At 44.6% G+C, this 25,741-nt stretch carries 22 protein-coding genes, 1 tRNA gene and 1 pseudogene; 20 read left to right on the top strand and 4 right to left on the bottom strand.

Annotation, left to right across the window (positions count from 1 at the left end; translation table 11 throughout):
• Positions 1-80: 80 nt before the first annotated feature.
• The 3 genes from mfd to AE2B122_RS18430 all read left to right on the top strand — a co-directional run bounded on the left by mfd (position 81) and on the right by AE2B122_RS18430 (position 5,176).
• A complete protein-coding gene (mfd, locus tag AE2B122_RS18440) occupies positions 81-3,611 on the top strand; it encodes a transcription-repair coupling factor (protein ID WP_175074979.1) in 3,531 nt (1,176 codons plus the stop codon).
• A 147-nt stretch (positions 3,612-3,758) separates the two neighbouring features.
• Positions 3,759-4,295, top strand: a complete 537-nt coding sequence (gene spoVT / locus AE2B122_RS18435; RefSeq protein WP_095220764.1) for a stage V sporulation protein T — start codon at positions 3,759-3,761, stop codon at positions 4,293-4,295.
• Positions 4,296-4,372: 77 nt separating this feature from the next.
• The gene (locus AE2B122_RS18430; protein WP_175074978.1) at positions 4,373-5,176 is read left to right on the top strand and encodes an AraC family transcriptional regulator; all 804 of its coding nucleotides are present in this window, start codon (positions 4,373-4,375) and stop codon (positions 5,174-5,176) included.
• Here the strand turns inward: AE2B122_RS18430 and AE2B122_RS18425 are convergent.
• The gene (locus AE2B122_RS18425; RefSeq protein ID WP_175074977.1) at positions 5,134-6,348 is read right to left on the bottom strand and encodes an MFS transporter; all 1,215 of its coding nucleotides are present in this window, start codon (positions 6,346-6,348) and stop codon (positions 5,134-5,136) included. The two genes, AE2B122_RS18430 and AE2B122_RS18425, sit on opposite strands and share 43 nt — an antisense overlap.
• Before the next feature lie 125 nt (positions 6,349-6,473).
• Between AE2B122_RS18425 and AE2B122_RS18420 the strand changes: the two genes are divergently transcribed.
• The 7 genes from AE2B122_RS18420 to AE2B122_RS18390 all read left to right on the top strand — a co-directional run bounded on the left by AE2B122_RS18420 (position 6,474) and on the right by AE2B122_RS18390 (position 11,446).
• Positions 6,474-8,054, top strand: a complete 1,581-nt coding sequence (locus tag AE2B122_RS18420) for a polysaccharide biosynthesis protein (protein WP_175074976.1) — start codon at positions 6,474-6,476, stop codon at positions 8,052-8,054.
• The gene (locus AE2B122_RS18415; RefSeq protein WP_175074975.1) at positions 8,051-9,367 is read left to right on the top strand and encodes a MazG family protein; all 1,317 of its coding nucleotides are present in this window, start codon (positions 8,051-8,053) and stop codon (positions 9,365-9,367) included. The genes AE2B122_RS18420 and AE2B122_RS18415 overlap by 4 nt, the downstream gene beginning before the upstream one ends.
• Position 9,368: 1 nt before the next feature.
• Positions 9,369-9,626: an RNA-binding S4 domain-containing protein gene (locus AE2B122_RS18410; RefSeq protein ID WP_038562415.1), complete on the top strand. Its 258-nt coding sequence runs from the start codon at positions 9,369-9,371 to the stop codon at positions 9,624-9,626.
• A gap of 60 nt (positions 9,627-9,686) precedes the next feature.
• Positions 9,687-9,971: a sporulation protein YabP gene (yabP, locus tag AE2B122_RS18405; protein WP_095224708.1), complete on the top strand. Its 285-nt coding sequence runs from the start codon at positions 9,687-9,689 to the stop codon at positions 9,969-9,971.
• On the top strand, positions 9,968-10,567 hold the full coding sequence (gene yabQ, locus AE2B122_RS18400; protein WP_095272887.1) for a spore cortex biosynthesis protein YabQ: 600 nt from the start codon (positions 9,968-9,970) through the stop codon (positions 10,565-10,567). The genes yabP and yabQ overlap by 4 nt, the downstream gene beginning before the upstream one ends.
• A 7-nt stretch (positions 10,568-10,574) precedes the next feature.
• A complete protein-coding gene (locus tag AE2B122_RS18395) occupies positions 10,575-10,955 on the top strand; it encodes a septum formation initiator family protein (protein WP_095220771.1) in 381 nt (126 codons plus the stop codon).
• 74 nt (positions 10,956-11,029) lie between these two features.
• On the top strand, positions 11,030-11,446 hold the full coding sequence (locus tag AE2B122_RS18390; RefSeq protein WP_038562403.1) for a S1 domain-containing RNA-binding protein: 417 nt from the start codon (positions 11,030-11,032) through the stop codon (positions 11,444-11,446).
• A 134-nt stretch (positions 11,447-11,580) separates the two neighbouring features.
• Here the strand turns inward: AE2B122_RS18390 and AE2B122_RS18385 are convergent.
• Positions 11,581-11,654 (bottom strand) — tRNA-Met (locus AE2B122_RS18385).
• 129 nt (positions 11,655-11,783) lie between these two features.
• On the opposite strand from AE2B122_RS18385, the gene AE2B122_RS18380 reads away from it, so the two are divergent.
• Entirely contained in the window at positions 11,784-12,359 is a 576-nt protein-coding gene (locus AE2B122_RS18380) for a histidine phosphatase family protein (RefSeq protein WP_095220772.1), read from the top strand.
• Between the two features lie 38 nt (positions 12,360-12,397).
• Here the strand turns inward: AE2B122_RS18380 and AE2B122_RS18375 are convergent, their stop codons facing one another.
• Complete coding sequence (locus AE2B122_RS18375) at positions 12,398-13,900, bottom strand: DHA2 family efflux MFS transporter permease subunit (protein WP_095220773.1); 1,503 nt, start codon at positions 13,898-13,900, stop codon at positions 12,398-12,400.
• Complete coding sequence (locus AE2B122_RS18370; protein WP_051748206.1) at positions 13,897-14,343, bottom strand: MarR family winged helix-turn-helix transcriptional regulator; 447 nt, start codon at positions 14,341-14,343, stop codon at positions 13,897-13,899. The genes AE2B122_RS18375 and AE2B122_RS18370 overlap by 4 nt, the downstream gene beginning before the upstream one ends.
• 390 nt (positions 14,344-14,733) lie before the next feature.
• Between AE2B122_RS18370 and spoIIE the strand changes: the two genes are divergently transcribed.
• The 9 genes and pseudogenes from spoIIE to folP all read left to right on the top strand — a co-directional run.
• Positions 14,734-17,190, top strand: coding sequence for a stage II sporulation protein E (spoIIE, locus tag AE2B122_RS18365; RefSeq protein WP_095231855.1), 2,457 nt, complete (start codon positions 14,734-14,736; stop codon positions 17,188-17,190).
• Positions 17,191-17,254: 64 nt separating this feature from the next.
• Positions 17,255-17,989, top strand: a complete 735-nt coding sequence (locus AE2B122_RS18360) for a vWA domain-containing protein (protein WP_095220777.1) — start codon at positions 17,255-17,257, stop codon at positions 17,987-17,989.
• Entirely contained in the window at positions 17,970-18,884 is a 915-nt protein-coding gene (locus tag AE2B122_RS18355) for a serine/threonine-protein kinase (RefSeq protein ID WP_175074974.1), read from the top strand. Before AE2B122_RS18360 ends, AE2B122_RS18355 begins: the two co-directional genes overlap by 20 nt.
• 62 nt (positions 18,885-18,946) lie before the next feature.
• Entirely contained in the window at positions 18,947-20,365 is a 1,419-nt protein-coding gene (gene tilS, locus AE2B122_RS18350; RefSeq protein ID WP_175074973.1) for a tRNA lysidine(34) synthetase TilS, read from the top strand.
• Positions 20,358-20,909, top strand: coding sequence for a hypoxanthine phosphoribosyltransferase (gene hpt / locus AE2B122_RS18345; protein WP_175074972.1), 552 nt, complete (start codon positions 20,358-20,360; stop codon positions 20,907-20,909). The genes tilS and hpt overlap by 8 nt, the downstream gene beginning before the upstream one ends.
• A gap of 116 nt (positions 20,910-21,025) precedes the next feature.
• A complete protein-coding gene (gene ftsH / locus AE2B122_RS18340) occupies positions 21,026-23,074 on the top strand; it encodes an ATP-dependent zinc metalloprotease FtsH (RefSeq protein ID WP_175074971.1) in 2,049 nt (682 codons plus the stop codon).
• 157 nt (positions 23,075-23,231) lie between these two features.
• Positions 23,232-24,101 (top strand): Hsp33 family molecular chaperone HslO, encoded by an 870-nt coding sequence (hslO, locus tag AE2B122_RS18335; RefSeq protein WP_095220782.1) that lies wholly within the window; start codon positions 23,232-23,234, stop codon positions 24,099-24,101.
• A gap of 88 nt (positions 24,102-24,189) precedes the next feature.
• The gene (gene cysK / locus AE2B122_RS18330; RefSeq protein ID WP_095220783.1) at positions 24,190-25,113 is read left to right on the top strand and encodes a cysteine synthase A; all 924 of its coding nucleotides are present in this window, start codon (positions 24,190-24,192) and stop codon (positions 25,111-25,113) included.
• A 97-nt stretch (positions 25,114-25,210) separates the two neighbouring features.
• Positions 25,211-25,741, top strand: a pseudogene (folP, locus tag AE2B122_RS18325) (dihydropteroate synthase); the annotation flags it as partial.

Here is a 25,741-nt window from a genome sequence, read left to right as displayed (position 1 = left end):
AATAATGTTGTCATACAAAGCTTTGGTGCGTGAACCAAGGCATTTTTTGCTTATGACATGTACTAGCAGAAGGAGGCATTATGCAAGAGATCAAGCAATTTATCTCAACTCAGGATGACATACAATCAGTCATTAATGGGATAAAGTCTGGGATGGACGAACAGCTTTTGACAGGATTGTCTGGTTCAGCAAGGGGAGTACTGGCAACTGCGCTGCAGGACTCCATACGGCGAAAGGTAATCCTGGTCACCCATCAGCTGACTCAGGCGCAAACACTTTATGAAGATTTATTGGAGCTGAGTACGCATTCAAATGTGTACCTGTATCCTGTGAATGAATTATTAGCATCCGAAATTGCCATCTCCAGTCCGGAGCTTCGATCACAACGTTTGGATGCGTTGCGGAATTGGAAACATAGCGAGAATGGTATCCTAGTAGCTCCGGCTGCAGCACTAAAAAGAATACTGCCACAACCAGCTAAATGGGAAAGCTATCAGCTGGCTTTTCGTGTTGGGGAAGAAATCGATTTAGAGCACTATTTACGCGCATTGGTCGATATGGGATACGAACGTACTGATATGGTTGCTTCGCCAGGAGAGTACAGTCTGCGCGGAGGGATATTGGATATTTATCCGTTAACGGAATCCAATCCGATCAGAATCGAATTATTTGATACCGAAGTCGATTCCATTCGTTATTTTGATTCAGACACACAGCGCTCGTTGGAGAAAAAAGACTCGGTCGAAGTGGGTCCTGCTACGGAATTACTCATCGATAGTGAGGACATCGCCAGAGCAGCAGATCGGTTGGAGAAAGCACTAGGGGAAACAATAAGCAAGCTGCAGGCGGATGAACATAAGCAGCAAGTTCTTGAGGCTGTCAGTCAGGATCTTGAAAGGCTACGCCAGCAAGAGCGATTTCAGGGCATGGCCAAGTATGCAGGCTATTTCTATGAGCAGCCAGCTAGTCTGTTAGATTATCTTGGTGAAGGTGGCTATATTATCCTTGATGAAATGAGCCGAATCCAAGAAACAGCTAATCGGCTCGATGAAGAGGAAGCGGAATGGCATCAGAGTCTGCTGGAAGCGCATCAAACTGTCAGACAGCTGAAATTATCGTTTGACTGGCATGAAGTACTGCAGAAAATGAAGCAGCCACGTTTGTATTTGAGCGTATTCCTGCGTCATATACCGAATACACAGCCTCAAAATATTGTGAATGTAACATGCAGGGCTATGCAGCAATTCCATGGACAGATGCATTTGCTGAAAAATGAACTGGAGCGGTGGGAAAAGAGCAATTATTCTACTATTTTAATGGCACCTACCCAGCAGCGTGCAGAGAAAATTCAGGCTGTTCTAGCTGACTACGATATGGAAGCAGTCATTGCAGAGCGTGTTTCCTTACCGGTGAACACACCGACTATCTTGATTGGTAATATCAGCAGCGGTTTTGAGCTGCCTTTTCACAAATTGGCAGTACTGACTGAGAACGAACTATTTAAAAAGCGTTCAGCAAGACCGAAGCGGAAGCAGAAAATATCTAACGCAGAGCGGATCAAGAGCTACCAGGAGCTGGCTGTAGGCGACTACGTTGTCCATGCAAACCATGGTATTGGACGCTATGTTGGTATTGAGACATTGCAGGTGCAGGATCTGCGCAAGGATTTCATGCTGATCCGCTATTCCGGAGACGATAAGTTATTTGTGCCAATTGATCAGATTGATCTTGTGCAAAAATATGTTGGATCAGAAGGAAAAGAACCAAAGCTTTACAAGCTTGGCGGAACAGAGTGGAAGAAGGTTAAAAGCAGGGTCCAATCATCTGTGGAGGATATTGCGGATGAACTGATCAAGCTTTATGCCGAGAGAGAAGCTTCCAAAGGTTATGCATTTTCAGAAGACACCGAGATGCAGCGAGAATTCGAAGCGGCATTTCCTTATCAAGAAACCGAAGATCAGTTGCGTACCATTGATGAAATCAAGAAGGATATGGAACGGGAACGGCCAATGGACAGGCTGCTTTGTGGTGATGTCGGATATGGGAAAACGGAAGTGGCTATCCGTGCAGCATTCAAGGCGATCGCTGATGGTAAGCAGGTAGCAATCTTAGTGCCAACAACCATTTTGGCACAGCAGCATTATGAGACAATTCTGGAAAGATTTCAGGACCACGCAGTCAATGTAGGGCTGATGAGCCGATTCCGCACGCGTAAGCAGCAGAATGAGGTAATCAAAGATCTGAAAAGCGGCGTAGTGGATGTAGTCGTAGGTACTCATCGACTATTATCCAAGGACATTGTCTACAAAGATCTGGGCCTATTAGTAGTAGACGAAGAGCAGCGCTTTGGTGTAAAACACAAAGAAAAACTAAAACAGCTGAAGACGAATGTGGATGTTCTGACTTTGACTGCAACACCAATTCCGCGTACATTGCATATGTCCATGCTGGGTGTTCGTGATCTTTCCGTTATCGAGACACCACCTGAAAATAGGTTCCCGATTCAAACGTATGTGATGGAGTACAATCCAGTCTTTATCCGCGAGGCTATTGAACGTGAAATGGCTCGTGATGGCCAGGTATTCTTCCTTTACAACAAGGTAGAAAATATCGAGCGTAAAGCACAGGAGATTGCAGCTTTGGTTGATGATGCCAGAGTCGCCTTTGCGCACGGACAAATGAACGAATCTGAGCTGGAAAGTGTCATGCTCGCCTTCCTTGAAGGAGAATATGATGTTCTTGTCAGCACAACCATTATCGAAACAGGTGTGGATATTCCGAATGTGAACACATTGATTGTTGATAATGCAGACAGAATGGGACTTAGTCAGCTATACCAATTACGCGGTCGAGTAGGACGTTCTAATCGTGTGGCATATGCTTATTTCACTTACCAGCAGGATAAAGTGTTAACAGAGGTGGCGGAAAAGCGTCTGCAGGCAATCAAGGAATTCACTGAACTCGGATCAGGATTCAAAATTGCGATGCGGGATTTGACTATCCGCGGAGCAGGCAACTTGCTTGGGTCTCAGCAGCATGGCTTTATCGATTCCGTCGGTTTTGATATGTATTCCCAGATGCTTACGGAAGCAGTGGAAGCACGGAAAGCAGGTAAACCTGCAGAAGAAATCAAACCATTCGAGGTCGAACTTGATCTGGATATCAATGCGTATATTCCGGAATCTTATATTAAAGACGAGAAACAGAAAATCGATATGTACAAACGTTTCCAGAGCTGTACATCTCAAGAGGAAATTCATGATTTACGGGAAGAATTGATCGATCGATTTGGTGACTATCCTGAAGAAGTGGGCAACCTCTTCCATGTCACTTCTTTGAAGATGTATGCCAAACGCGAAAAAATCGAAAGCATCAGCGAGAAGAAGAAAAAACAGCGTATGGAGATTTTGGTCGATTCCGATATGAGTCAGCATGTTGACGGCAGCAAGCTGTTCGAATTCGCAAATCAATACGGCCGGATGGTCCAGCTTGGTACAGAGGATAAGAAATTGAAAATCGTCTTTAATTGGGATCGAAACTCTTATGGACGACGATATGAAATAGCTGAAGAGTTCATTCAAGCCATACGCGAACTAAAGCGGGCCAGCTAAATTACGTTACTAAAAATTGCGCAGGAAATGTATAGTAATGCCGATGTGTATCATACTAACTTCACAACTGGTGAATTCTTCTTTTCTTCATAATAAGTAGAAAATACCCCAGAGCAGCTTAGGATACAGAAAGAGAGGCATTGGAAGATGAAGGCTACAGGAATCGTACGTAGAATCGATGACTTGGGACGAGTTGTTATCCCGAAGGAAATACGCCGGACACTGCGCATTAGAGAAGGAGATCCGCTGGAGATCTTTGTGGATCGTGATGGTGAGGTTATTTTAAAGAAATACTCTCCGATTAGTGAGTTGGGTGACTTCGCAAAAGAATACGCGGAAGCATTATTTACTTCGATTGATCATGGAGTCCTGATATGTGACCGTGATGAATATATTGCAGTTGCAGGAGAATCGAAGAAAGAATACATGAATAAAGGCATTGGTTCGGTTGTCGAAAAGGCAATGATGGAGAGGACAACTGCGATAAATAATCAAGCTGGCAGTGTAGATCTTGTAGAAGACAGGGAAGAAGAAATTGCAGCTTATGTGGTCAGTCCGATTATTGCCAGCGGCGACCCAATTGGTTGTGTTATTATCGTGAGCCGTAATGATGGCGAACTTAGCAAAGTCGAAGAGAAAGCAGCAGAAACAGCTGCTAATTTCCTTGCAAGACAGATGGAATAGTAAAGGTGGAATCCCGCAACTGATTATGTTGCGGGATTCTTTTTATGCTAAGCTAATCCAAAAGAGGAGGAGAGCTTATGATAGAGGAGCATACGAATGGTCTCTTATTGAACCGGACAACAATGCTCGGTGAAAGAAACTGGCGGGATGATGATACGTATAAATTGATTTTCAGCCCTAGCGGTCATGCCGCCTACCGATTTCAGAAACATAACATGCTACTGTCTGATGGTGAGGCCATGCTCCTTAATCCGCATGAGATACATAAACAGCTCCGCCATACGTCGGAAAAGTGGATTGTTGAACTGAAGCCAGCTTTTGTAACAGAGGTAGCAGAGGAACTGAGCGGAAGTACAGTTGATCCTATGTTCGCTTTAGTGGTATGTAAACACCCACTTCTTCAACAATGGTTTTCCACGACTCATCTATATTGGAGGATGGCAGCTGCAGAAAAGGAAAGAGCTCTGTGGCTGGAGAACAGCTGGATCCAGCTGGCGATGGTTCTGCTCCGCCTTGTTCCAGGATCTCATAGTAATAAGTGGGACATTAAAGGGTATGAACCAACCGTGCACGTCGTTCTGGATGCTTTAAAACAAAGTTATCAGCAAGACTGGACATTGGACAACATGGTGCAGCTGACGCAGTTAGGGAAATATCAATTCAGTCATCTATTTAAAAAGGAAACGGGTCTGTCTCCTTATAGCTGGCTTCAAATATATCGTGTTATCCAAAGCCAGAAGCTGCTCCGTCAAACTGATGATTCCATCCTTTCCATCGCCATGCAAGTAGGCTTTAAGAATGTATCTTCTTACCACGCAGTATTCAGGCGTATTTACGGTCAGACTCCTGGTTTTTTTCGGAAAACCATAACTAACATATAAAAACAAACAATTATTAATATACCTGCTCCGCTTACCAGGATGAGGCTGCGAATGGATAGGAAGGGTAATAAGCCGGCATAAAGTGCCAGTGACAGCGTATTTGCTGCATACAGGAGTACAGCATTAGAGCTGAATGCCCTTCCTAGCATCACTTTTGGTACATGGGTCTGTATAAGATACACCCGGGTCAAGCTGCTTATAGGAAGACCTATACCGATAAGGATAGCGCCGACAAAGAAGAAGGGTACCATGTAAGCAGAACCGATTATACTGATTCCAGAACCCCATATAACGCATCCGAGAATATATTTTTTCATGTCCATTCTTTTTATCAGTAGCGGAATTATAATGCTGATTATTGTTGCTCCGATGCCAAATACGATCTGTAGTGCGTTATACCATGATTCTCCATTGTGTGTGATTTCCTCGAACGCAAGTAATATGCCAACCTGCCATACCCAAGTGTTGAAAAAGACCACGAAGAAGGTGGTAATAAATAGATGCATGAGAGCGGACTTCTTACTTATCCATTTAAAGAAATCGAATACGGATCTATAAAGGGATACGATAGACAGTCTGCCTTCCTTACTAGACGTAGGCATAATCGGCAAACGAGAAAGGCAAAGAGCGCTGATAGTGTAGGAAGCTGCATCTATTACAAAAAAGTAGATAATATCAGCACTCGCCAGCAGCCAGACTGCGATTATCGGACCAATTAAGGATGCAGTACGTTGAATGGTGTCCCAGGCACTATTGGCGGTAGACAGTTTTTCTTCTGGGATTATCTCAGGGAGCACAGCTCGGTGAGCCGGATTAAAAAAACATCCACAGCACTGAAGCAGGAAACTTCCAACCAGAAGGTGAGGGTAGGTTAACCAATCCTGTATGTAGAGAATGATGATTATAGTAAGGATAATCAGTCTTAATAGGTCAATGATCACCATTAGATTTCTTCTGTTGACGTGGTCTGCCAAAGCTCCGCCGAATAATCCGAAAAGAAGGTATGGCGTAGTTTCTGCAATAGCAACCATTGTTGTATGGATACTGGATCCAGTCAAACGATAAGCGAGAAACAGGAAGGCTAACCCTGATAAGATATCACCGATTTGGGATATTGCGCCTCCTGAAAAGTAATAGACTGCTTTTTTATTTCTGATAACTTCCTTATACATGCTTTTCACCTCTTATCCAGCATATTTCTTTAACGGAGACAAGTCGTATTGGATCTTGCTCAAAGTTAAAGCAGGATATGCTATATGGTATAATCCCAATAGGAAAAGTTTGGAGGAATCATCGGATGGGGTTAGGGATGAAGCGGCTGTTTCATGGTGCTTTTGTGCTGGCTGTCGCTGGTTTGATCAGTAAGATTTTAAGTGCGGGCTATCGAGTCCCGTTTCAAAATATAGTAGGAGATAAGGGATTCTATATCTATCAGCAGGTGTATCCATTCCTTGGGATAGCAGCAAGTCTGGCTCTATACGGTATTCCGGCAGCGGTGTCCAGGCTAGTTGCTGATCGGTACCGTAGCACATCGCCGTCTCTTCGTTCGTTTTATTTACCGGTAGGAGTTTTCTTACTTGGACTGGCTGTGATTACATTTGCTTTGCTGTATATGGCAGCACCGCAAATTGCTGGGTTGATGGGTGATACAGCTTTGGAGAAACCACTCCAAGCAGCATCTTTCATTTTCTTAGCAGTGCCCTTTACTTCGATTCTGCGAGGTGTTTATCAAGGGAAGCAGAATATGACGCCGACAGCTGTTTCACAAGTAGTGGAGCAGCTTGTCCGTGTAGGTTTGATTCTTGCGGTCACTTTCCTGCTTGTCCGTTCAGGGAGTGATTTGTACGACATAGGAGCTAAAGCTGCACTGGCATCTTTAATAGGGGCATGCTTTGGTATCGTAATACTTTGCCTTTATATGAGGAAAGAGCCGATTATTTCATCGGTAGAGCAGCGCCTTCCGTGGGCACATATCATTAAGACAATCCTCGTATACGGCCTTTTTATTTGTCTAAACTATATGCTATTGCTGTTATTACAGTTTGCCGATGCTTTCACGCTTGTTTCCGGATTGCTGGATCATGGTTTGAATTTGGATGAAGCACGTGAATGGAAAGGGATATATGATCGAGGACAGCCGCTAGTCCAATTAGGCATCGTTGTCGGTTCCTCTCTGGCACTAGCATTCGTGCCGTCCATAACGAAGGAACAGCTGATAAGTGAGAAGAAAGCTGTTGTTCATTTGCTGCATAGCGGGTGGAAGCTCAGCTTCCTATTATCAATCGCAGCAACGGCTGGATTGGTCGCTCTGTTTCCGCTAGTCAACGAACTGTTGTTTAAGGATGATGTCGGTACATATTCTTTGCAAGTATTCACGCTGACGATCTTTGTTTGTTCGCTTACATTGACGACAGCTTCGATGTTAGAGACTTTAGGAAAGTGGAAGCAAACAGCTGCTATAATCGCAGCCGGTTTTCTTCTAAAATGGTTTTTGAATGAATGGCTCGTACCGATCTATGGAATCATGGGCGCATCATTGGCGACTGTAATTACTGTGGCATGCATATTAGCGTGTAATATGTTTTTACTTAAACAGCATCTGCCGGAGATTAAATTATTTCAGCTTCCATGGAAAAGTCTATTTGTCGGATTACTGTCTATGCTTGTCGCTGTCGGACTTTTATATGTAGCTGCCGTCGAATTGTTTCACGTGAAAACACGAATTTTGTTATTAGCGTATGTATTGTTTGCAGTCATCGTAGGTGCTTTATTGTATGGAATAACCTTGATTAAGACAGGAGCATTCAATCGGGCAGAGTTAGAATCGTTGCCATTTAGCAAATACTTACTGCGCTTGGAAGGGAGAAAAGAAAAATGAAACATACAATTGAAGTTGTCGGTCTTGGTGGTGGCGATATAAATCAGTTGTCACTAGGAATATATAAGAAATTAAAAGAACATGGTGAGCCTATCTTTGTAAGAACGAAGGATCATCCTGTTGTCAGAACACTGGAGGAAGAAGGGGTAGAGTTCCATTCCTATGACGAAATTTACGAAAACAATCCAGATTTTCAATCGGTCTACGAAGAGATAGCAAATGCTCTATTCCGACAAGCTGAGGAAGGTTCGTTGATTTATGCAGTTCCTGGTCATCCGATGCTGGCTGAAATGACAGTTCAGCTGCTATTGGCTCAACAAGAAGTGGACGTTAAGATTATCGGAGGACAGAGCTTTTTAGATGATTTATTCTCTGCACTGAGAATTGATCCGATTGATGGTTTTCAGTTCGTCGACGCTACGTCATTCAAACGTGATGAGTTGGAATACAGACAACATCTCATCTTCTGTCAGGTGTATGACCAAATGGTAGCTTCGGAAGTAAAACTGGAGTTATTGGAAGATTTACCGCCGGAATATCCGATTACGATTGTAGATGCAGTAGGCAGCTCGGATGAGAGTATCAAAACTGTAATGCTGGAGGACTTGGACAGGAGTGTAGAATTCAGCAACTTGATGAGTGTGTATGTACCGCCAGCAGTCTCCCTGGAGATGAACCACAAATTCTACCGATTACGTGAGGTTATCCAGACACTGCGAGGTCCAGGCGGTTGTCCATGGGATCAAAAACAAACACATGAATCTTTACGGAGATACTTGATCGAAGAGGCTTACGAATTGATTGATGCTATCAATAAGGAAGATGATGAGAATCTTATTGAGGAACTCGGAGATGTACTGCTCCAGGTTATGCTGCACAGTCAGATCGGTGAAGATGATGGCTATTTCTCTATTGAAGACGTCATTCGGAGTGTGACCGAAAAGATGATTCGCCGTCATCCACACGTTTTCGGAGAGGCAGTCTTGGAAACAGAAGAAGAGCTGAGCAAGAGCTGGGAAGCTATTAAGCAGGAAGAAAAAGCAGAGAATGATTTTGAGCAAGTGGAAGAATCAATGAAGCCGGAGCTAATGAAAGCAGCAGAGTTGGGCAAGCGGAAACCTTCTCCATCTAATTTAGCGCAGTTGCTGGCGGAGTTTAGCAGAAGAGCTTCAGAGGCAGAGGTGGATGAAAAGGTCGTTGGAGAGCTTCTGTTTGCTATTGCTTCATATGCGGGCTATTATAAAATAAATCCAGAAATTGCGTTGCATCAAGTAATAGAGGGTAAGAAAAGTACGGATAAGGGAAGTGAATAATATGCGTTTAGATAAATTTCTAAAAGTCTCACGATTGATCAAACGCCGGACATTAGCAAAAGAAGTGGCCGATCAAGGCCGTATTACGATCAACGGCGTCCAGGCGAAGGCTTCAACGAATGTAGCGGTTGGAGATGAGATGGCAATCCGCTTCGGTCAGAAGCTGCTTACGATAGAGGTACAGCAGCTGAAGGAAGCAGTTAAGAAGGAAGATGCTGCGACACTGTACACAGTGAAAAAGGAAGAGCCTGTACAATAAACCCGTTCTAACCTTGTCCCTGTCTTCATAGATTGTTAGGGATAAAGGGAGGCGGTAATGATGGATCAAACCCGGAAAACCCAAGCGGATCATGATATAAAGATGTTTAATCGGAAATCGCTCGAGATCAGCGGCGTGAAGGAAGTGGACAGCTTCGATAGCGAAGAATTCCTGCTCCAGACTGAGATGGGCTATATGATCATTCGCGGGAGCAACCTGCATATGAAGAACCTTGATCTGCAGGAGGGGAAGGTATCAATCAAAGGCAAAATCCAAGAGCTATCCTATTTGGATGAGCATCATGGGGAGAAGGCTAAAGGAATCTTTAGCAAGCTCTTCAAATGACGCTCACGGTCCAATTCCTAACCATCGTGTCGATGATTGCCGGCGGGGTCTATCTTGGTGCAGCCATGGATACGTTCCGCCGCTTCGAACGACACTGGAAGAAGCAGGTCTTCATGCGTTACATCATGGAATGCGGCTTTTGGCTGCTGCAGACTTTGCTCTTGTTTTTCCTGCTGTTTCAAGTGAATCAGGGGGAAATGCGCTTTTATATTCTTTTAGCTTTGTTATGTGGTTTTGCAGGATATAGAGCTTTATTCCAGACAAGCTATCGGCGGGTGCTCGAATGGCTTATCCGTGTCATCCGGCGGACCATCCTGATCGTCAGACGGATTTTACAGGTTCTTATCCTGACGCCAATCCGTTTGCTGCTCCAAGGGCTCCTACTGCTGACAGGAGGAGTAGTGACGCTTTTATGGAGATTGATAAGATTGGTTCTAGTAATCCTTTTCTATCCAATACGCCTGATTGGGCGTGTAGTGTGGAGAATGACGCCAAAAAAGTACCGAAAAATTTACTCCAAATTAGCAGGTATCTATAGTAAAATGAAGAATATAGCAAAGAAAGCACTTGATTCACTGCGCAAAGCAAGGAGGTAAAAATGGCGTGGCAAGAAAGAAACGAAATGTAACAAAGATGGAGTCCAGCTACACGAGACAATACGATGCATATACAGAACGGCAGCGAAAAAAACAGAAAAGACTCTTTCGGCGTTTGATCTTGTTCGCCGCTTTTGCAGTTGTTTTGCTTGGATTAATGATAGGTTATCATATTCATCAGCGTGGTGTTTATGCTTCTAAGCAGACAGAATATGAAGAGAAGCAGGAAGAGTTAGCCAGCTTGAAAAAGAAGGAAGAGGATCTCAAGGAGGAAATCGAACTTTTGAACGATAAGAGTTATGTACTGGAAATCGCCAGAACGAACTATTTCTACTCAAAAGACGGTGAAACCATCTTTAAAATCACTGAAGAGGAACCCTCTTATTGACACCCTTTTCCAAGCTTTTATATAATATATAAGAAGTATATTTCTTTCAAACTTTAAGGAGGAGCATTTTTTTTATGTCAATTGAAGTAGGCAGCAAGTATCAGGGTAAGGTAACGGGAATCACTAATTTCGGAGCATTCGTAGAATTGCCAGGAGGTTCTACTGGTCTAGTGCATATTAGTGAAGTTGCCGATAATTACGTGAAAGACATTAATGAACATTTGTCTGTTGGTGATATGATCACAGTCAAGGTTATTAATGAGAAGGACGGAAAGATTGGACTTTCAATCAAGAAAGCGAAAGATAATCCGCCACCAGCACGTCGTAATAACAACAATAGAGGTTCCGGACATGGCGGTGGTCATCGTGAGCGCCCCGAGAATTTTGAAGCAAAAATGAATCGCTTCCTGAAGGATTCAGAGGACCGTCTAGCGTCCCTTAAGAAACACACAGAATCAAAACGTGGTGGCAGAGGCGCTAAAAAAGGTTAAACTTGCTGTCTATATATTGGGATTTGATAAAATGCAAATCTTAAGATATAAAATGATTGATCGGATGCTGAAAAGCATCCGTTTTTTTATACACAAAAAAACAAGGAATGCAATTTGCATTCCTTGTTTAAGGATAGCGGCGGAGGGGATCGAACCCCCGACCTCACGGGTATGAACCGTACGCTCTAGCCAGCTGAGCTACACCGCCATATAAATGAATTGTTTAGAAGCACAAGGAATATAATACAACAGCCTGGACTATATGTCAACAATAAATTTATTGGTACCGTCTGGCAGGAATAATACGGTATAGTAGGACTATAGATTAGGGGAGGGGATCAGGATGATTTGTCTTGTCAGGCATGGAGAAACGGATTGGAATAAGCTAGGAAAAGTACAAGGAAGTACAGATATACCGCTGAATGAAAGAGGAATCAGGCAAGCGCAGGCTACCCGTGATTTTCTTGCTGGAAGTGATTTTGACCTGATTGTAGCAAGTCCGATGAAACGGGCCAGAAAAACAGCAGATATTCTTAATGAAGCATTACAGCTGCCGCTTGTAGAGATGGAAGGTTTCGTCGAAAGAGGTTTTGGTGAGGCAGAGGGACTGACGCGGGCAGAGCGGGAGGCAAAGTATCCTAGCTGGGACTTCCCTGGTATGGAATCATGGGATGACTTAGTGAAACGGGTTATGCTGGCTTTGCAGGAAGTGAATGCGAAGTATGGTGATAAGAAGGTGCTGCTCGTTTGTCACGGGGCCGTCATATCAGCAATCCTATCTACTATTTCTAATGGAGAAATTGATACAGAGAACACACATCTAGTTAACGCTTGCTTGAGTAATATTCAGTTTATCGAAGAAAAGTGGAAGGTACATGATTATAACCTTTCCGAACATCTTGCTAATATATAAAAAAAACCTGCATCCATTCACGGATGCAGGTTTTTCTATTAATGCGTTTCGGAAGGTTTTCCGACAGGTGTTGTAGTAGCTGTTGATTGTTCCTGTTCAATCTCATCTGCAGGGCGAACCTTTTTCAGGAAGAAGGAAAGGATGAAACCAACTGCTGCGATAAGTGTTGCAATCCAGAAGGCGTCGTTGATACCTTCGATGGAACCAAGCAATGTTGCTTGCTGCTGTGGTGTACCAGACGTAATCATGTCTGTAACGTGTTCTTTTGATTGAGTAGAGAACACCGTAACTAGCAATGCAGTACCGATTGCACCGGCCATCTGACGAAGTGTGTTCGCCATAGCTGTACCGTGAGCGTAATAACGTTTAGGAAGCTGATTCAAACCAGCTGTCATGATTGGCATCATAACCATGGATACACCGATCATACGGAAGGTATAGACAGTCATCATATACGTGTAAGTTGTATCAATAGTCAACGTACTTAGGAAGTAAGTTGTAATTGTTGTAATTAATAGTCCAATCAATGCAAGCGGACGAGCACCAATTTTATCGAACAATTTACCAGTAATCGGTGACATGATCGCAGAAACTAGGGCACCAGGCAATAGCAATAGACCTGATTTAAGCGGTGAATAACCAAGCATATTCTGTGTGAAAATCGGAATCAATAGCATCGCTGCAAACATAGCCATTGTAATAACGACGTTGATTGTAGTCGATAGAGAGAACATCCAGTATTTGAATACACGGAACTCGAGCATTGGTTTTTTGATTGTCAATTGTCGGATGATGAAGATAAGTAAGGATATACCGCCCACTACAAGTGTAGTGATAACCGGTGCGGAATCCCAGCCCTTGTCTCCGGCAACACTAAAGCCATACAGCAAGCCGCCGAATCCGATAGTAGACAGGATGACGGATAAGACATCAACTGATGATTTCTGTGTTTTCGTTACATTTCGCAGGATGAATACTGCAAGAATGATATCGATGATAGCAATTGGCAAGATAATGAAGAATAACCATCTCCAGGATACGTGCTCGACTACAAAACCAGAAAGTGTAGGTCCGATTGCAGGTGCGAACATCATCGCTAGACCGATGACACCCATTGCGCTGCCTCGTTTTTCAATTGGGTACAAGCTCAATACAGTATTAAATAGTAAAGGCATCATGATACCAGCGCCGGCTGCTTGTACAATACGGCCGATTAAGATTGTTGTAAAGTCAGGTCCTACTCCACAAATAAGTGTTCCGATTGCGAACAGGCTCATTGCAGTGATAAATAGTTTACGAGTTGTGAATCTTTCCATAAAGAAGGCGGTAATCGGAATTAAAATACCGTTTACGAGCATAAATGCTGTTGTCAGCCACTGAGCTGAATTTTCTTCTATGTCCAAATCTACCATCATGACAGGTAATGCAATGTTCATTAGTGTCTGGTTTAGGATAGCAACGAATGCACCTAGAACCAAGATGGCGACGATCGGACCTCTGGTTAACGTTTCCGGACTAACATAGGCGGAACGATCTTTCATGTTGTTTCATCTCCTTGAGTTGTTATCTTTTGTAGCAAACGGCTGTGAAGAGACAATAATGTCTCAACTTCTTCCGTGCTGAAGTCTGAAATGTTCCCCAATCTTTGCAAATAGGTTCGGTAGGCTGTCTTTTTCTGCTCCAGTCCCTTTGGAGTTAGTGACAGAACGATTGCGCGGCGGTCGTGTGTCGAGCGCTCCCGTTTCACCAATTCAGCTTGTACAAGCCTTTCCACCGTTTCGCTTACTGTACTCTTGCTCGCATTCACCTTATGGGCAAGATCATTCAAGCCAGTTCCAGGCTCGTCCGCTAATACTTTTAGGATGTGCAGCTGAACGACAGTCACACCCAATTGATCAGCATTATGCCAAAATTGCTTGTGGAAGGCTTGATTCAGACATCGAAACGATTGGATCACTTGGCTGATTTTTTCCTCATCAGTCAAAGTTGTCATCCCCTCAACAAAAAAATAGTTCGCATGCGAACTGTTTCAGTAGGAACTATTCTACTCCTCTTTGAAAAAAAAGCAATATCGAAGTTTTATGGAAAACGCTTCCCATAAAAAATAAAAGTTTTCTGACAAGAGTTACGTTACCCGAGCCTTTTACGACAGGGAAAATTGCCGCAAAAAAGCTTATGCTGTCCAAGCTGTGTTGAAGCCGGTGAGAAGGTATGGGATTAAGTCGAAATGTTTTTGGGTCTCACTCGGTTCTTTTGACAAATTGTGAATACGGGATGTGGTTAAATGACTATATTCAAATAAGAGTTTGCCCGGGGATTACCATAGTATGTACACAGAGCCTCGGTAAATATGAGGATAGGAGTGTTCAATGAAATGGAGACAGTATCAAGAAAGAAATGGGGCATCTATGGAGTGGAGCAGAAGCGGTTGGAAAATTGGAAGAAGAAGGGGTTCGATCTGGCGAAACTTCTATTAATAGAGAAAGCATGGCTTTTGGCTTTAGTAGGCTTCTTACTTGGACGAGCTGTAGTACTGACCACTGTTTCCCCATTCGCTGTAGCATTTCTGGCATCCATCTGGCTGACAAGAAGGAAAAGGATGATGCAGATCACATTGGCAACAGTCGCTGGAGCGAGTACCTATCATTGGTCACATGGCCTTTATATAGCAGGTGCTGCATTTGTCCTTTATTTCTTAGCTCTGCTTTGTAAAAAGATACCGCACCAAATTCGGGTCATGGCTGTACTCGTCTTTCTGGCAAGTTCCCTCCCGAGGATGCTGGCACTCTCTTATGAAAGTACCTTGTCCAGCTTTGACTGGATGATGATCGGTGTCGAAGGAATTCTTGGTTCTGTACTCTTTATCATCTTTATGCAAAGCATTCCGTTATTATCCATTAAAAGATATTATCCGGCATTAAAGAATGAAGAGATAGTCTGCTTGATCATTTTGCTAGCCTCGGTACTGACCGGTACGATCGGCTGGCAAATACAAGGGGCCGGTGTTGAACAGATATTCTCCCGCTACTTTGTTTTGCTGCTGGCTTTGATCGGCGGTGCGGCAATGGGGTCGACTGTTGGTGTGGTTGCCGGCTTGATCCTCAGTCTTGCCAATGTCGCCAGCCTCTATGAGATGAGTCTATTAGCCTTTGCTGGTTTGCTTGGCGGTTTATTAAAGGATGGGAAGAAATTCGGGGTGAGCATAGGTCTCGTTATCGGTACTTTACTTATCGGTGTGTATGGGCAGGAACAGGGCATGCAGGAGGTATATCCATCCTTGCTTGCCTCGGCTATTAGTATTCTGTTGCTCGTTTTGACGCCGGACAGCTGGATCCGGCGTATGTCCCGCTTCGTTCCCGGTACTACTGAGCAAGCCCAAGAACAGGAGCAATATCTGCAAAAAGTACGGGATGTTACGGCTAGTCGGGTGCAGCAGTTCTCTAATGTGTTCGATGCATTAGCGAAAAGCTTCGCCACACCTGATCGGGCAGCAGAAGACGTTCGGAATCGAGAGACTGATTTTCTGCTTGGCAATGTTACGGAACAGACCTGTCAGCTGTGCTTTAAAAAAGATCGCTGCTGGGGGGCGCAGCAGTTTGATCGCACCTATCAATTAATGGAGAGTCTTAAGGAGGATATGGAGGACGGGGGACCGCCGAATAAGCTGCTAGAGCGGAATCTGGAATCTCACTGTGTCAAATCAAAGAAAGTGATTGAAACGATGAAGCATGAGCTGAGTTTCCATCAAGCTAATCAGATGCTGCGCCGGCAAGTGCAGGAAAGCCGCCGCTTTGTCGCCGATCAGCTTAACGGTGTATCTGAGGTAATGGGTGACTTTGCAAAAGAAATCGTCAAGGAAAAGGAAAACCATGAACATCAAGAGGTAGAGATGATGGCTGCTTTGCGGGCGGCTGGCTTAGTCGTGGACAAGCTGGATGTATTCTCCCTGACGAAAGGGAGCATCGATATTGAGATGCATGTATCCATACAAGGATACCATGGCGAGGGGCAGAAGCTGATTGGCCCTATTTTATCCGACATTCTGGGGGAGACTGTCGTCGTGACGAAGGAAGAAATAGCGCCGTTTCCGGATAAGTCCTGTTTCCTAGCGTTCTCTTCTATTAAGAAATTCGTTGTGGATACAGGTGTTGCACATGCGGCAAAAGGTGGGGGGTTCGTGTCGGGAGACAGTTTTTCCACGATCGAACTAGGGGCGGGCAAGTACGCGATTGCAATTAGTGATGGTATGGGAAATGGAGACAGAGCACATGAGGAAAGCACCGAGACATTGCGGCTGCTTCAGCAGATTCTACAGTCAGGAATCAGAGAAGAAGTGGCAATCAAATCAATCAATTCGATCCTCTCGCTTCGCTCCAACGAAGAGATATTCGCAACATTGGATCTGGCAGTCATCGATTTGCATGACGCAGCAGTCCAATTCCTTAAAATCGGATCGACACCAAGCTTCATCAAGCGCGGTGATCAGGTCCTTAAAATAGAGTCTGGTAACTTACCAATTGGCATCGTACAGGATCTGGATGTGGACGTTGTCCAGGAGCAGCTCCAGCCAGGGGACTTGCTCGTCATGATGAGTGACGGAATTTTCGAAGCCCCGCGGCACGTTGAGAACATGGATATATGGCTGAAGCGAAAGATCAAGGAAATGAAGACTACCGTGCCGCAGGAAATGGCTGATCTGCTCCTGGAAGAGGTTGTTCGCCAGGCAGGAGAGATAGAGGATGATATGACAGTCATGGTGGCAGCAATTGATCGCAACATGCCGGATTGGGCGTCCATTCCTACTTATAAAAACAAAGTAAAGGAGGCATAGCGAACGTATAATATCTCTCTTTCCCGTCGATGATGGAGATAACGAATGGAGAAGAGGGATAACGATGAAACCGAGTACGCTGAAACAGATCCTGCTGATCACAGATGGATGCTCCAACCGCGGCGAAGACCCAGCAGCGGTCGCTGCCTTGGCTAATGCCCAACATATTACGGTAAATGTAATCGGTATTCTGGAGGAAGGGCATACGGAACATTCACTTAGCCTTGATGAAGTGGAGAATATTGCAAAAGCAGGAGGCGGTGTCAGTCAGTTAATCTATAAGCAAGCTTTGACAGAGACAGTCCAAATGGTAACGAAACAGGCAATGACCCAGACGATCGAGGGGGTCGTTAATCGGGAACTAAAGCAGATCTTGGGCCCGGGTAATACATTGGACGATTTGCCGCCGGAAAAAAGAGGGGATGTACTAGAGGTCGTTGAAGAGATAAGTGAAACGGCTAATCTGGAAGTGCTTATACTTGTAGATACAAGTGCAAGCATGCACCATAAGCTTCCTGTCGTGAAGGAAGCCTTAATCGATCTTTCGATTAGTATGAATGCACGTCTTGGCAACAACAAATTTGCCATACTTGGTTTCCCGGGAAAAAGGGACCCTGCTGTCAAAGTAATGGAGTGGACAGAGCGCCTGGAAAACGTGTCTTCTGTATTCCCGAAGCTTGCTACAGGCGGAGTCACGCCGACAGGGCCTGCGCTGCGGGAAGCAATTCATGAATTCAGCCGCCAATCACTGCCTAAGCGTACAGACGGGATTAGCGAATATGAAGAATTCGGCAGCTGATTTACATGCAGGTATCCGTTTAACAGGCAAATGGCATAATGGAAACTATCCGCTGATACGAAAACTTGGCAGCGGAGCAATCGGCACTGTTTATCTGACAAAAAGAAACGGCGTCGATGCCGCCTTGAAAATCAGTGATAAGAGTACCTCGATGACGATGGAAATGAACGTACTGCAATCGCTGAAAAAGGTCCAGGGACATTTCCTAGGACCTTGTTTGTTTGATACTGATGACTATGTCAGTCCAAGCGGTCAGCTGTATACCTTTTATGTGATGGAGTATATCCAGGGAAGCAGACTTGATACATACATAAAAGCAAAAGGAGTGGAGTGGCTTCCGGTATTGCTGCTGAGTTTGCTGGAGGATCTGGATTATCTCCATCAGGCAGGATGGGTCTTTGGTGATTTGAAGCTAGATAATCTAGTAGTCAGTGAAAATCCTGTCCGGCTCCGATGGGTAGATGTAGGAGGAACAACCCAATTAGGGCGTGCAATTAAGGAATATACCGAGTTTTATGACCGTGGCCACTGGGGTATGGGAAGCAGGAAAGCAGAACCCACATATGATTTATTCGCTCTTGCTATGACAGCCTTGGAAATAATGAATAGCGGAAGATTTCCAAAAGGAGATACGCCGAAATCCACTATACGAAAGGCGCTCTCCCGTGCTGAAAAACTACGGCCCATTTTGGAGAAGGCATTGTCAGGCAAATATACTACCGCCACTGCAATGAAACAGGATCTGGTGAAGCATCTTATGAAGAACAAGGCTCCTGCTTCTGCAGCAACACCTTCCCGAGTAGCGAAGAGCAATCGACGGAAGGCGGGTTTGGGGGAGTGCGTAGTGTTAAGTTTCTATGGTATCGCCTGCTATGTGCTTTATCTGCTGCAATAAACTTTTTGTCTTGCTGCATAAGTGGTACGATAAAAGCAGCAACTACATAAGGATGACGGTAAATGGAACAGACTGTGACAGCATTTATGGACAGACATGGTTTATGGAAGGAAGGTACAACTATCCTGGTAGGTGTATCTGGCGGACCGGATTCGATGGCGCTGCTCCATTTTTTAAAGGAACAGAAGCAGCGTCGAAATTGGCATATCATCGCCTTAAGTGTCGACCATGGTTTGCGAGGTGAGGAATCTAGGTTAGATACGGTGTTTGTGAAGGAAACCTGTGAAAAATGGGGACTTGTATCTGAAACTGTAACTTTAGATGTTCCGGGGTGGAAGAAAGAGCATCAGCAAAGTACCCAGGTTGCAGCGAGGGAAATGCGCTACCGCTATTTTGAGGAATGCATGAATCGTTATAAGGCAGATGTTATGTTCCTTGCCCATCATGGGGACGATCAAGCAGAAACCATTTTGATGCGGCTGGCACGCGGATCTAATCCTGCTGCAGTCAGCGGCATGGATATTACGCGACCGTTCTCTAGCGGAGAACTCATCCGACCGATGTTATCGTGCAGCAAAGTGCAAATTCAACAATATTGTGAACAGCATGACATACCGTATCGTATCGATCCTTCTAACGCTACAGTAGATTACACTCGTAATTTTTTCCGGCATCGTGTCCTCGACCCAATAAAAACAGAATTTCCGACATTCCATCAGCATGCGCAGCGCTTTAGCGAAGCGCTTAAAGCAGATGAAGCTTATCTGGAAGGACAGGCAGCGGAGATGTTTACTGACGTGGTGGAATATGATGCCGGGAAACAGGCGGCAGCCTTTGAAATAGAACGATTTCTTACATACCCGATTGCTTTACAAAGAAGAGTGTATCATCTAATATTGATGTATCTGTATCAAGCGCTTCCGGTGGACTTGCACCATCGACACGAAGCGCAGTTCTTTGAACTGATAGCTAGCTCTAAAGCAAACAGCTCTTTAGATTTTCCGGCAGGATTACAACTGACAAAGTCTTATAGCCGAATGACGGTTTCTTTCCGTAATGAGGAGAAGGACTTATTCCACTATACATTTCACGCTCCCGGAAGCGTCACGTTACCTGATGGATCTCTATTAACGGCCTCTTTTACCCCAAACTCAACCGAAAACGGTTTCCACGACTTCGTATTGCCCATTGCGGATGTTACCTTGCCTTTGCAGATCCGCACAAGGAAAAATGGCGACAAAATGAAGCTGCGCGGAATGAGAGGGACCAAAAAAGTAAAAGATATTTTCATTGATGAAAAAATTCCGGCTGTTAATAGGCGGGACTGGCCGATTGTGGAGGATGCGACTGGCACCATTTTATGGCTTATCGGTTTAAGAAAAGGGGAAACAGGCAGAACAACAGGAGAATCAGGCAGCTATTTGCGTCTGTGCTACCAAGCGAAAAAAGGGGAACAAACAGGAGGACCGAGCAATGCATGATGAGATTGAGAAAGTACTGATAACGAAGGAAGAGATTGAAGCGAAATGCGCTGAGATCGGCAAGCGGCTTACAGAGGAATACAAAGATTCATTCCCGCTTGCTATCGGTGTATTGAAAGGCGCACTTCCATTCATGTCCGATGTACTCCGCCATATGGATACACATTTGGAGATGGATTTCATGGATGTGTCCAGCTACGGCGGCGGCATGACATCTTCTGGTGAAGTAAAAATCGTCAAGGACTTGGATACAAAAGTAGAAGGCAGAGATCTTTTGATCATTGAGGATATCATCGACAGTGGTCTTACTTTGAGCTATCTGGTGGATTTGTTCAAATACCGGAAAGCGAAATCGATTAAAATCGTCACGCTTCTTGATAAGCCTTCAGGACGTACGGCGAAGATCCAGGCGGACTTGGTCGGTTTCCATGTGCCAAATGAATTCGTTGTCGGCTATGGTTTGGATTATCAGGAGAAGTATCGTAATTTGCCGTATATCGGGGTTTTAAAACCGGAAGTATATGGCGGCGCCCGTACTGAATAAACGGTACCGGTATGGATCATCTTCCTTTTACATAAGGTAAAGGGTATTTAGTTGTATAGCAGGTTTTGCATATGGTAGTATTTACTATAGTTTTCTCGTTTGGGAGGAGGTAGGCAATGAGCAAAGTGTTCCGCAATACCTTAATGGTTATAATTATATTTGTAGTCATTATCGGTGTGATCAACTTATTCAAGAATCAGACGAACGAAATCGAACAGTACGACATTAACAAGTTTAGAACCACGCTTGAGAGTGGTGATATACAAAGCATGACCGTCCAGCCTACTAATAATATTTATACGGTACGAGGCGAGACGGAGAATAACACGCAGTTCCAGACTGAGGTACCTCAGAATGAACAGTTGATGAGTGAAATCATCAACACTGCAAATGAACAAGGCGTTAAGATGAATGCAGAAGAAGAGCCGCAGCCAAGCTTCTGGCAGACTCTTTTGACAACCCTTCTCCCTATCTTGCTGCTTGTGCTAATCTTCTTGTTCTTCATGAGTCAGTCACAAGGTGGAGGAAGCCGGGTGATGAACTTCGGTAAGAGCAAAGCGAAGATGTACAATGAAGAGAAGAAAAAAGTGAAGTTCCGTGATGTAGCCGGAGCTGATGAAGAGAAGCAGGAGCTTGTCGAAGTTGTCGACTTCTTGAAAGATCCGCGCAAATTCTCCGCTGTAGGAGCACGTATCCCGAAAGGTGTCCTTCTTGTGGGACCTCCAGGTACAGGTAAAACATTGCTTGCTCGTGCGGTAGCAGGAGAAGCTGGCGTGCCGTTCTTCTCTATAAGTGGTTCGGACTTCGTAGAGATGTTTGTAGGGGTCGGAGCATCCCGTGTACGTGATTTGTTTGAGAACGCGAAGAAAAATGCACCATGTATCATCTTTATTGATGAGATTGATGCAGTTGGACGCCAGCGTGGAGCCGGTTTAGGCGGGGGTCACGATGAGCGTGAGCAAACATTGAACCAATTGCTTGTTGAAATGGATGGTTTCGGTGCTAATGAAGGTATCATCATCATCGCTGCAACAAACCGTGCAGACATTCTTGATCCAGCCCTTCTTCGTCCAGGCCGTTTCGACCGTCAGATTACAGTTGACCGTCCTGACCTAGTCGGACGTGAAGCAGTCTTGAAGGTACATGCCCGTAACAAACCGCTTGATGAGTCCGTCAATCTGCGTACAATCGCGATGCGTACTCCAGGATTCTCCGGTGCGGATTTGGAGAACCTATTGAACGAAGCTGCACTCGTAGCAGCTCGAAGTGACCGTAAGGAAATTATCATGGACGACGTTGATGAAGCGATCGACCGTGTTATTGCAGGTCCAGCGAAGAAAAGCCGAGTTATCTCTAAGAAAGAACGTAATATCGTTGCTTACCATGAGAGCGGACATACTGTTATCGGTATGGTGCTTGATGATGCAGATATGGTGCATAAAGTTACCATCGTTCCTCGAGGCCAAGCTGGCGGTTATGCTGTCATGCTTCCAAGAGAAGACCGTTATTTCATGACCAAGCCAGAATTGCTTGATAAGATCACCGGATTACTCGGCGGACGAGTAGCAGAAGAGGTTATCTTCGGTGAAGTAAGTACCGGAGCTCATAATGACTTCCAGCGAGCAACAGGTATTGCCCGTAAAATGGTTACCGAATACGGTATGAGTGATAAGATCGGACCGTTGCAGTTCACTAGCAGTGGCGGTAATGTATTCCTCGGCCGCGACATTCAAAATGAACAAACATACAGTGATGCAATCGCCTATGAAATCGATCAGGAAGTACAGAACTTCATCAATCAGTGTTATGCACGTGCGAAGCAGATTCTTACTGAAAACAAAGAGAAGCTTGAGCTTATTGCTCAAACACTCCTTGAGATCGAAACATTGGATGCTTTCCAAATTCAAACATTGTTTGATAAAGGACGCCTTCCTACAGAGGATGAGATTGCCGCTGAACGCAGCAAATCTGATAAGAAAACCAGCCTGCTGAAAGAGAGTGACGAGGATGTAACTGTCACAATTCAGCCGCAGGAAGAAAAGGAAACAACTCCATCCGATGACACAGCTATCGATGAAGATGTTTCCAAATCGCCGGATCAGTCAGGTATACCTGAAGATAACCCGCGAACAAATGATGATTCAGATGATCGTCCAAAAGCATAAAAGAAAAGGTCTCCTTCTAGGAGGCCTTTTTCTCTGTTTGGGTATAGTAAACATATAAAAGGATTTACCTGAAGGATTATGATAAGATATACAATACCTTGTGGAAAAAAATAGGCCGATAACGGTTGGTATATATAGAAGGAGTGACATTGCTCTCATGGGTGATTATTTAATTAAAGCAACAGGATTCAACGGGAATATCCGTGCTTATGCGATACAATCGACAGAATTAGTGGAAGAAGCACGTCGCCGTCACGATACATGGGCAACAGCATCGGCAGCGCTTGGACGTACGTTGACAATAAGCACAATGATGGGCGTGATGCTTAAAGGAGAAGACAAGCTGACGGTAAAGGTTGAAGGTGACGGACCAGTCGGACCGATTATTGTAGACAGCAATGCAAAAGGTGAAGTGAGAGGATATATCACGAATCCGCATGTCGACTTTGAACTGAACTCCATCGGAAAACTGGATGTCTCCCGTGCTGTAGGAACTGTCGGAACATTGAGTGTAGCAAAGGATCTTGGTCTGAAAGAAATGTTCACCGGTCAAGTGCCGATTGTTTCTGGAGAGATCGGGGACGACTTCACCTATTACTTCGCCAACTCCGAGCAGGTACCTTCTGCAGTAGGTGCGGGCGTATTGGTTAATCCAGATCATACCATCCTTGCTGCTGGCGGATTTATTCTGCAAGTGCTGCCGGGAGCTGATGATACAATCATTACACAATTGGAAGAGCGGATCAGCTCTATTGCCCCGATCTCTACATTGATCAGAGAAGGAAAAACGCCGGAGCAAATCCTCGAGATGCTAATAGGAGAAGAAAATATTAAATTCCTCGATACTATGCCGGTTAGCTTTACTTGCCAATGCTCCAAGGACCGTATCCAGAATGCAATTAAGAGTCTTGGGAACGAAGAGATCCAAGCAATGATCGATGAAGACCATGGAGCGGAAGCAAACTGCCACTTCTGTAATGAAACGTATACGTTTACGGAAGAAGAATTAAAAGAACTGCTTCGGTGAAGCCCTCTCATTTGGATTGACTTTTAGCATTATTTTGCTTACAGTTAAATAAATCCAATTAAAATAGTGGGAATTAGGGGGAATAATCATGGCAATTGCATCATCCATTTCTGAATTGATCGGAAACACACCAATCGTTAAGCTTAATCGTACTGCGGACAGTGATAGTGCTGAGATTTATGTAAAGCTGGAATTCCAGAATCCAGGCGGATCTGTTAAGGATCGGATTGCACTTGCAATGATTGAAGATGCAGAAGAAAACGGCAGTTTGAAGCTAGGGGATACAATCATCGAACCGACAAGTGGTAATACAGGAATCGGCCTTGCTCTAGTAGCAGCTATCAAAGGTTATAAAGCGATTCTTGTTATGCCGGATACGATGAGTATGGAAAGACGTAACCTGCTTCGTGCCTATGGAGCTCAACTAGTGTTAACTCCAGGAGCAGAAGGAATGAAAGGTGCCATTCAGAAGGCGGAAGAATTGCAAAAGGAACATGGCTATTTCATGCCCCAGCAGTTTAAGAACGAAGCTAACCCTGCCATTCATGCACGTACGACAGGTAAGGAGATTGCAGCTGAATTCGGAGGCGACCTTGATGCGTTTGTAGCAGGAATCGGGACAGGCGGTACAATTACAGGGGTAGGTCAAGTTCTGAAAGAATTGAATAAAGATATCCGCATCATCGCGGTTGAACCGGCAAGCTCTCCTGTTCTATCAGGCGGAAAGCCAGGACCGCATAAAATTCAAGGTATTGGTGCGGGTTTTGTTCCAACAATCCTGGATACGGATATTTATTCTGAAATCATTCAAGTAGAGAATGATGAAGCGTATGCTACTGCCAGAGAAACAGCTGCCAAGGAAGGCTTGCTAGGCGGGGTTTCTACAGGAGCTGCCATCTTTGCTGCCAAGAAGGTTGCAAAAGAGCTTGGAGCAGGTAAAAAAGTATTAGCTGTTGTTCCGAGTAACGGTGAGCGCTACCTTTCTACTCCACTTTACCAATTCGAAGACTAATTGAACAGAATGCCCCTGCCTATCATAGCAGGGGTGTTTTTTTATGCATGGATTCGTGTACACTATAGAGATAGATTGAACGAGAGGTTGACGTTATATGAAGCGCATGATAGGCAATAAAGAATATGATCTTTCTAAGCAAACGCTTGTAATGGGGATTATTAACGTGACGCCTGATTCCTTTTCAGATGGAGGCAGTTATACAAATGTAGAAGCTGCTGTTAAACAAGCGCAAAAGCTTGCATCCGAGGGAGCGGATATTTTGGATATTGGCGGGGAGTCGACTCGGCCAGGGTATGAGTCTGTATCAGCCGATGAAGAAATCGCGCGCGTCGTTCCAGCAATACAGGCCATTAGAGAAGTGGTAGATTTACCGATTTCTATTGATACCTACAAGGCGAAAACAGCAGAAGCAGCTATCGAAGCGGGTGCATCGATTATTAATGATATATGGGGAGCAAAGTATGACGCTGATATGGCGAATGTAGCAGCGCGTTTGGGCGTTCCAATCATTTTAATGCACAATCGGGAAGAAGCGCATTATAATGATTTGCTTCCGGATATGATTGCTGATCTGGAGGAAAGTATCCAAATAGCTATTGATGCAGGTGTTAAACGACAGGATATA

It is taken from the genome of Terribacillus sp. AE2B 122, from assembly GCF_902497585.1.
GTDB classification, from domain to species: Bacteria; Bacillota; Bacilli; order Bacillales; family Amphibacillaceae; genus Terribacillus; species Terribacillus saccharophilus_A.
The sequence above is the reverse complement of the archived record's forward strand: the minus strand, read 5'-3'. Positions and strand labels throughout refer to the sequence as shown.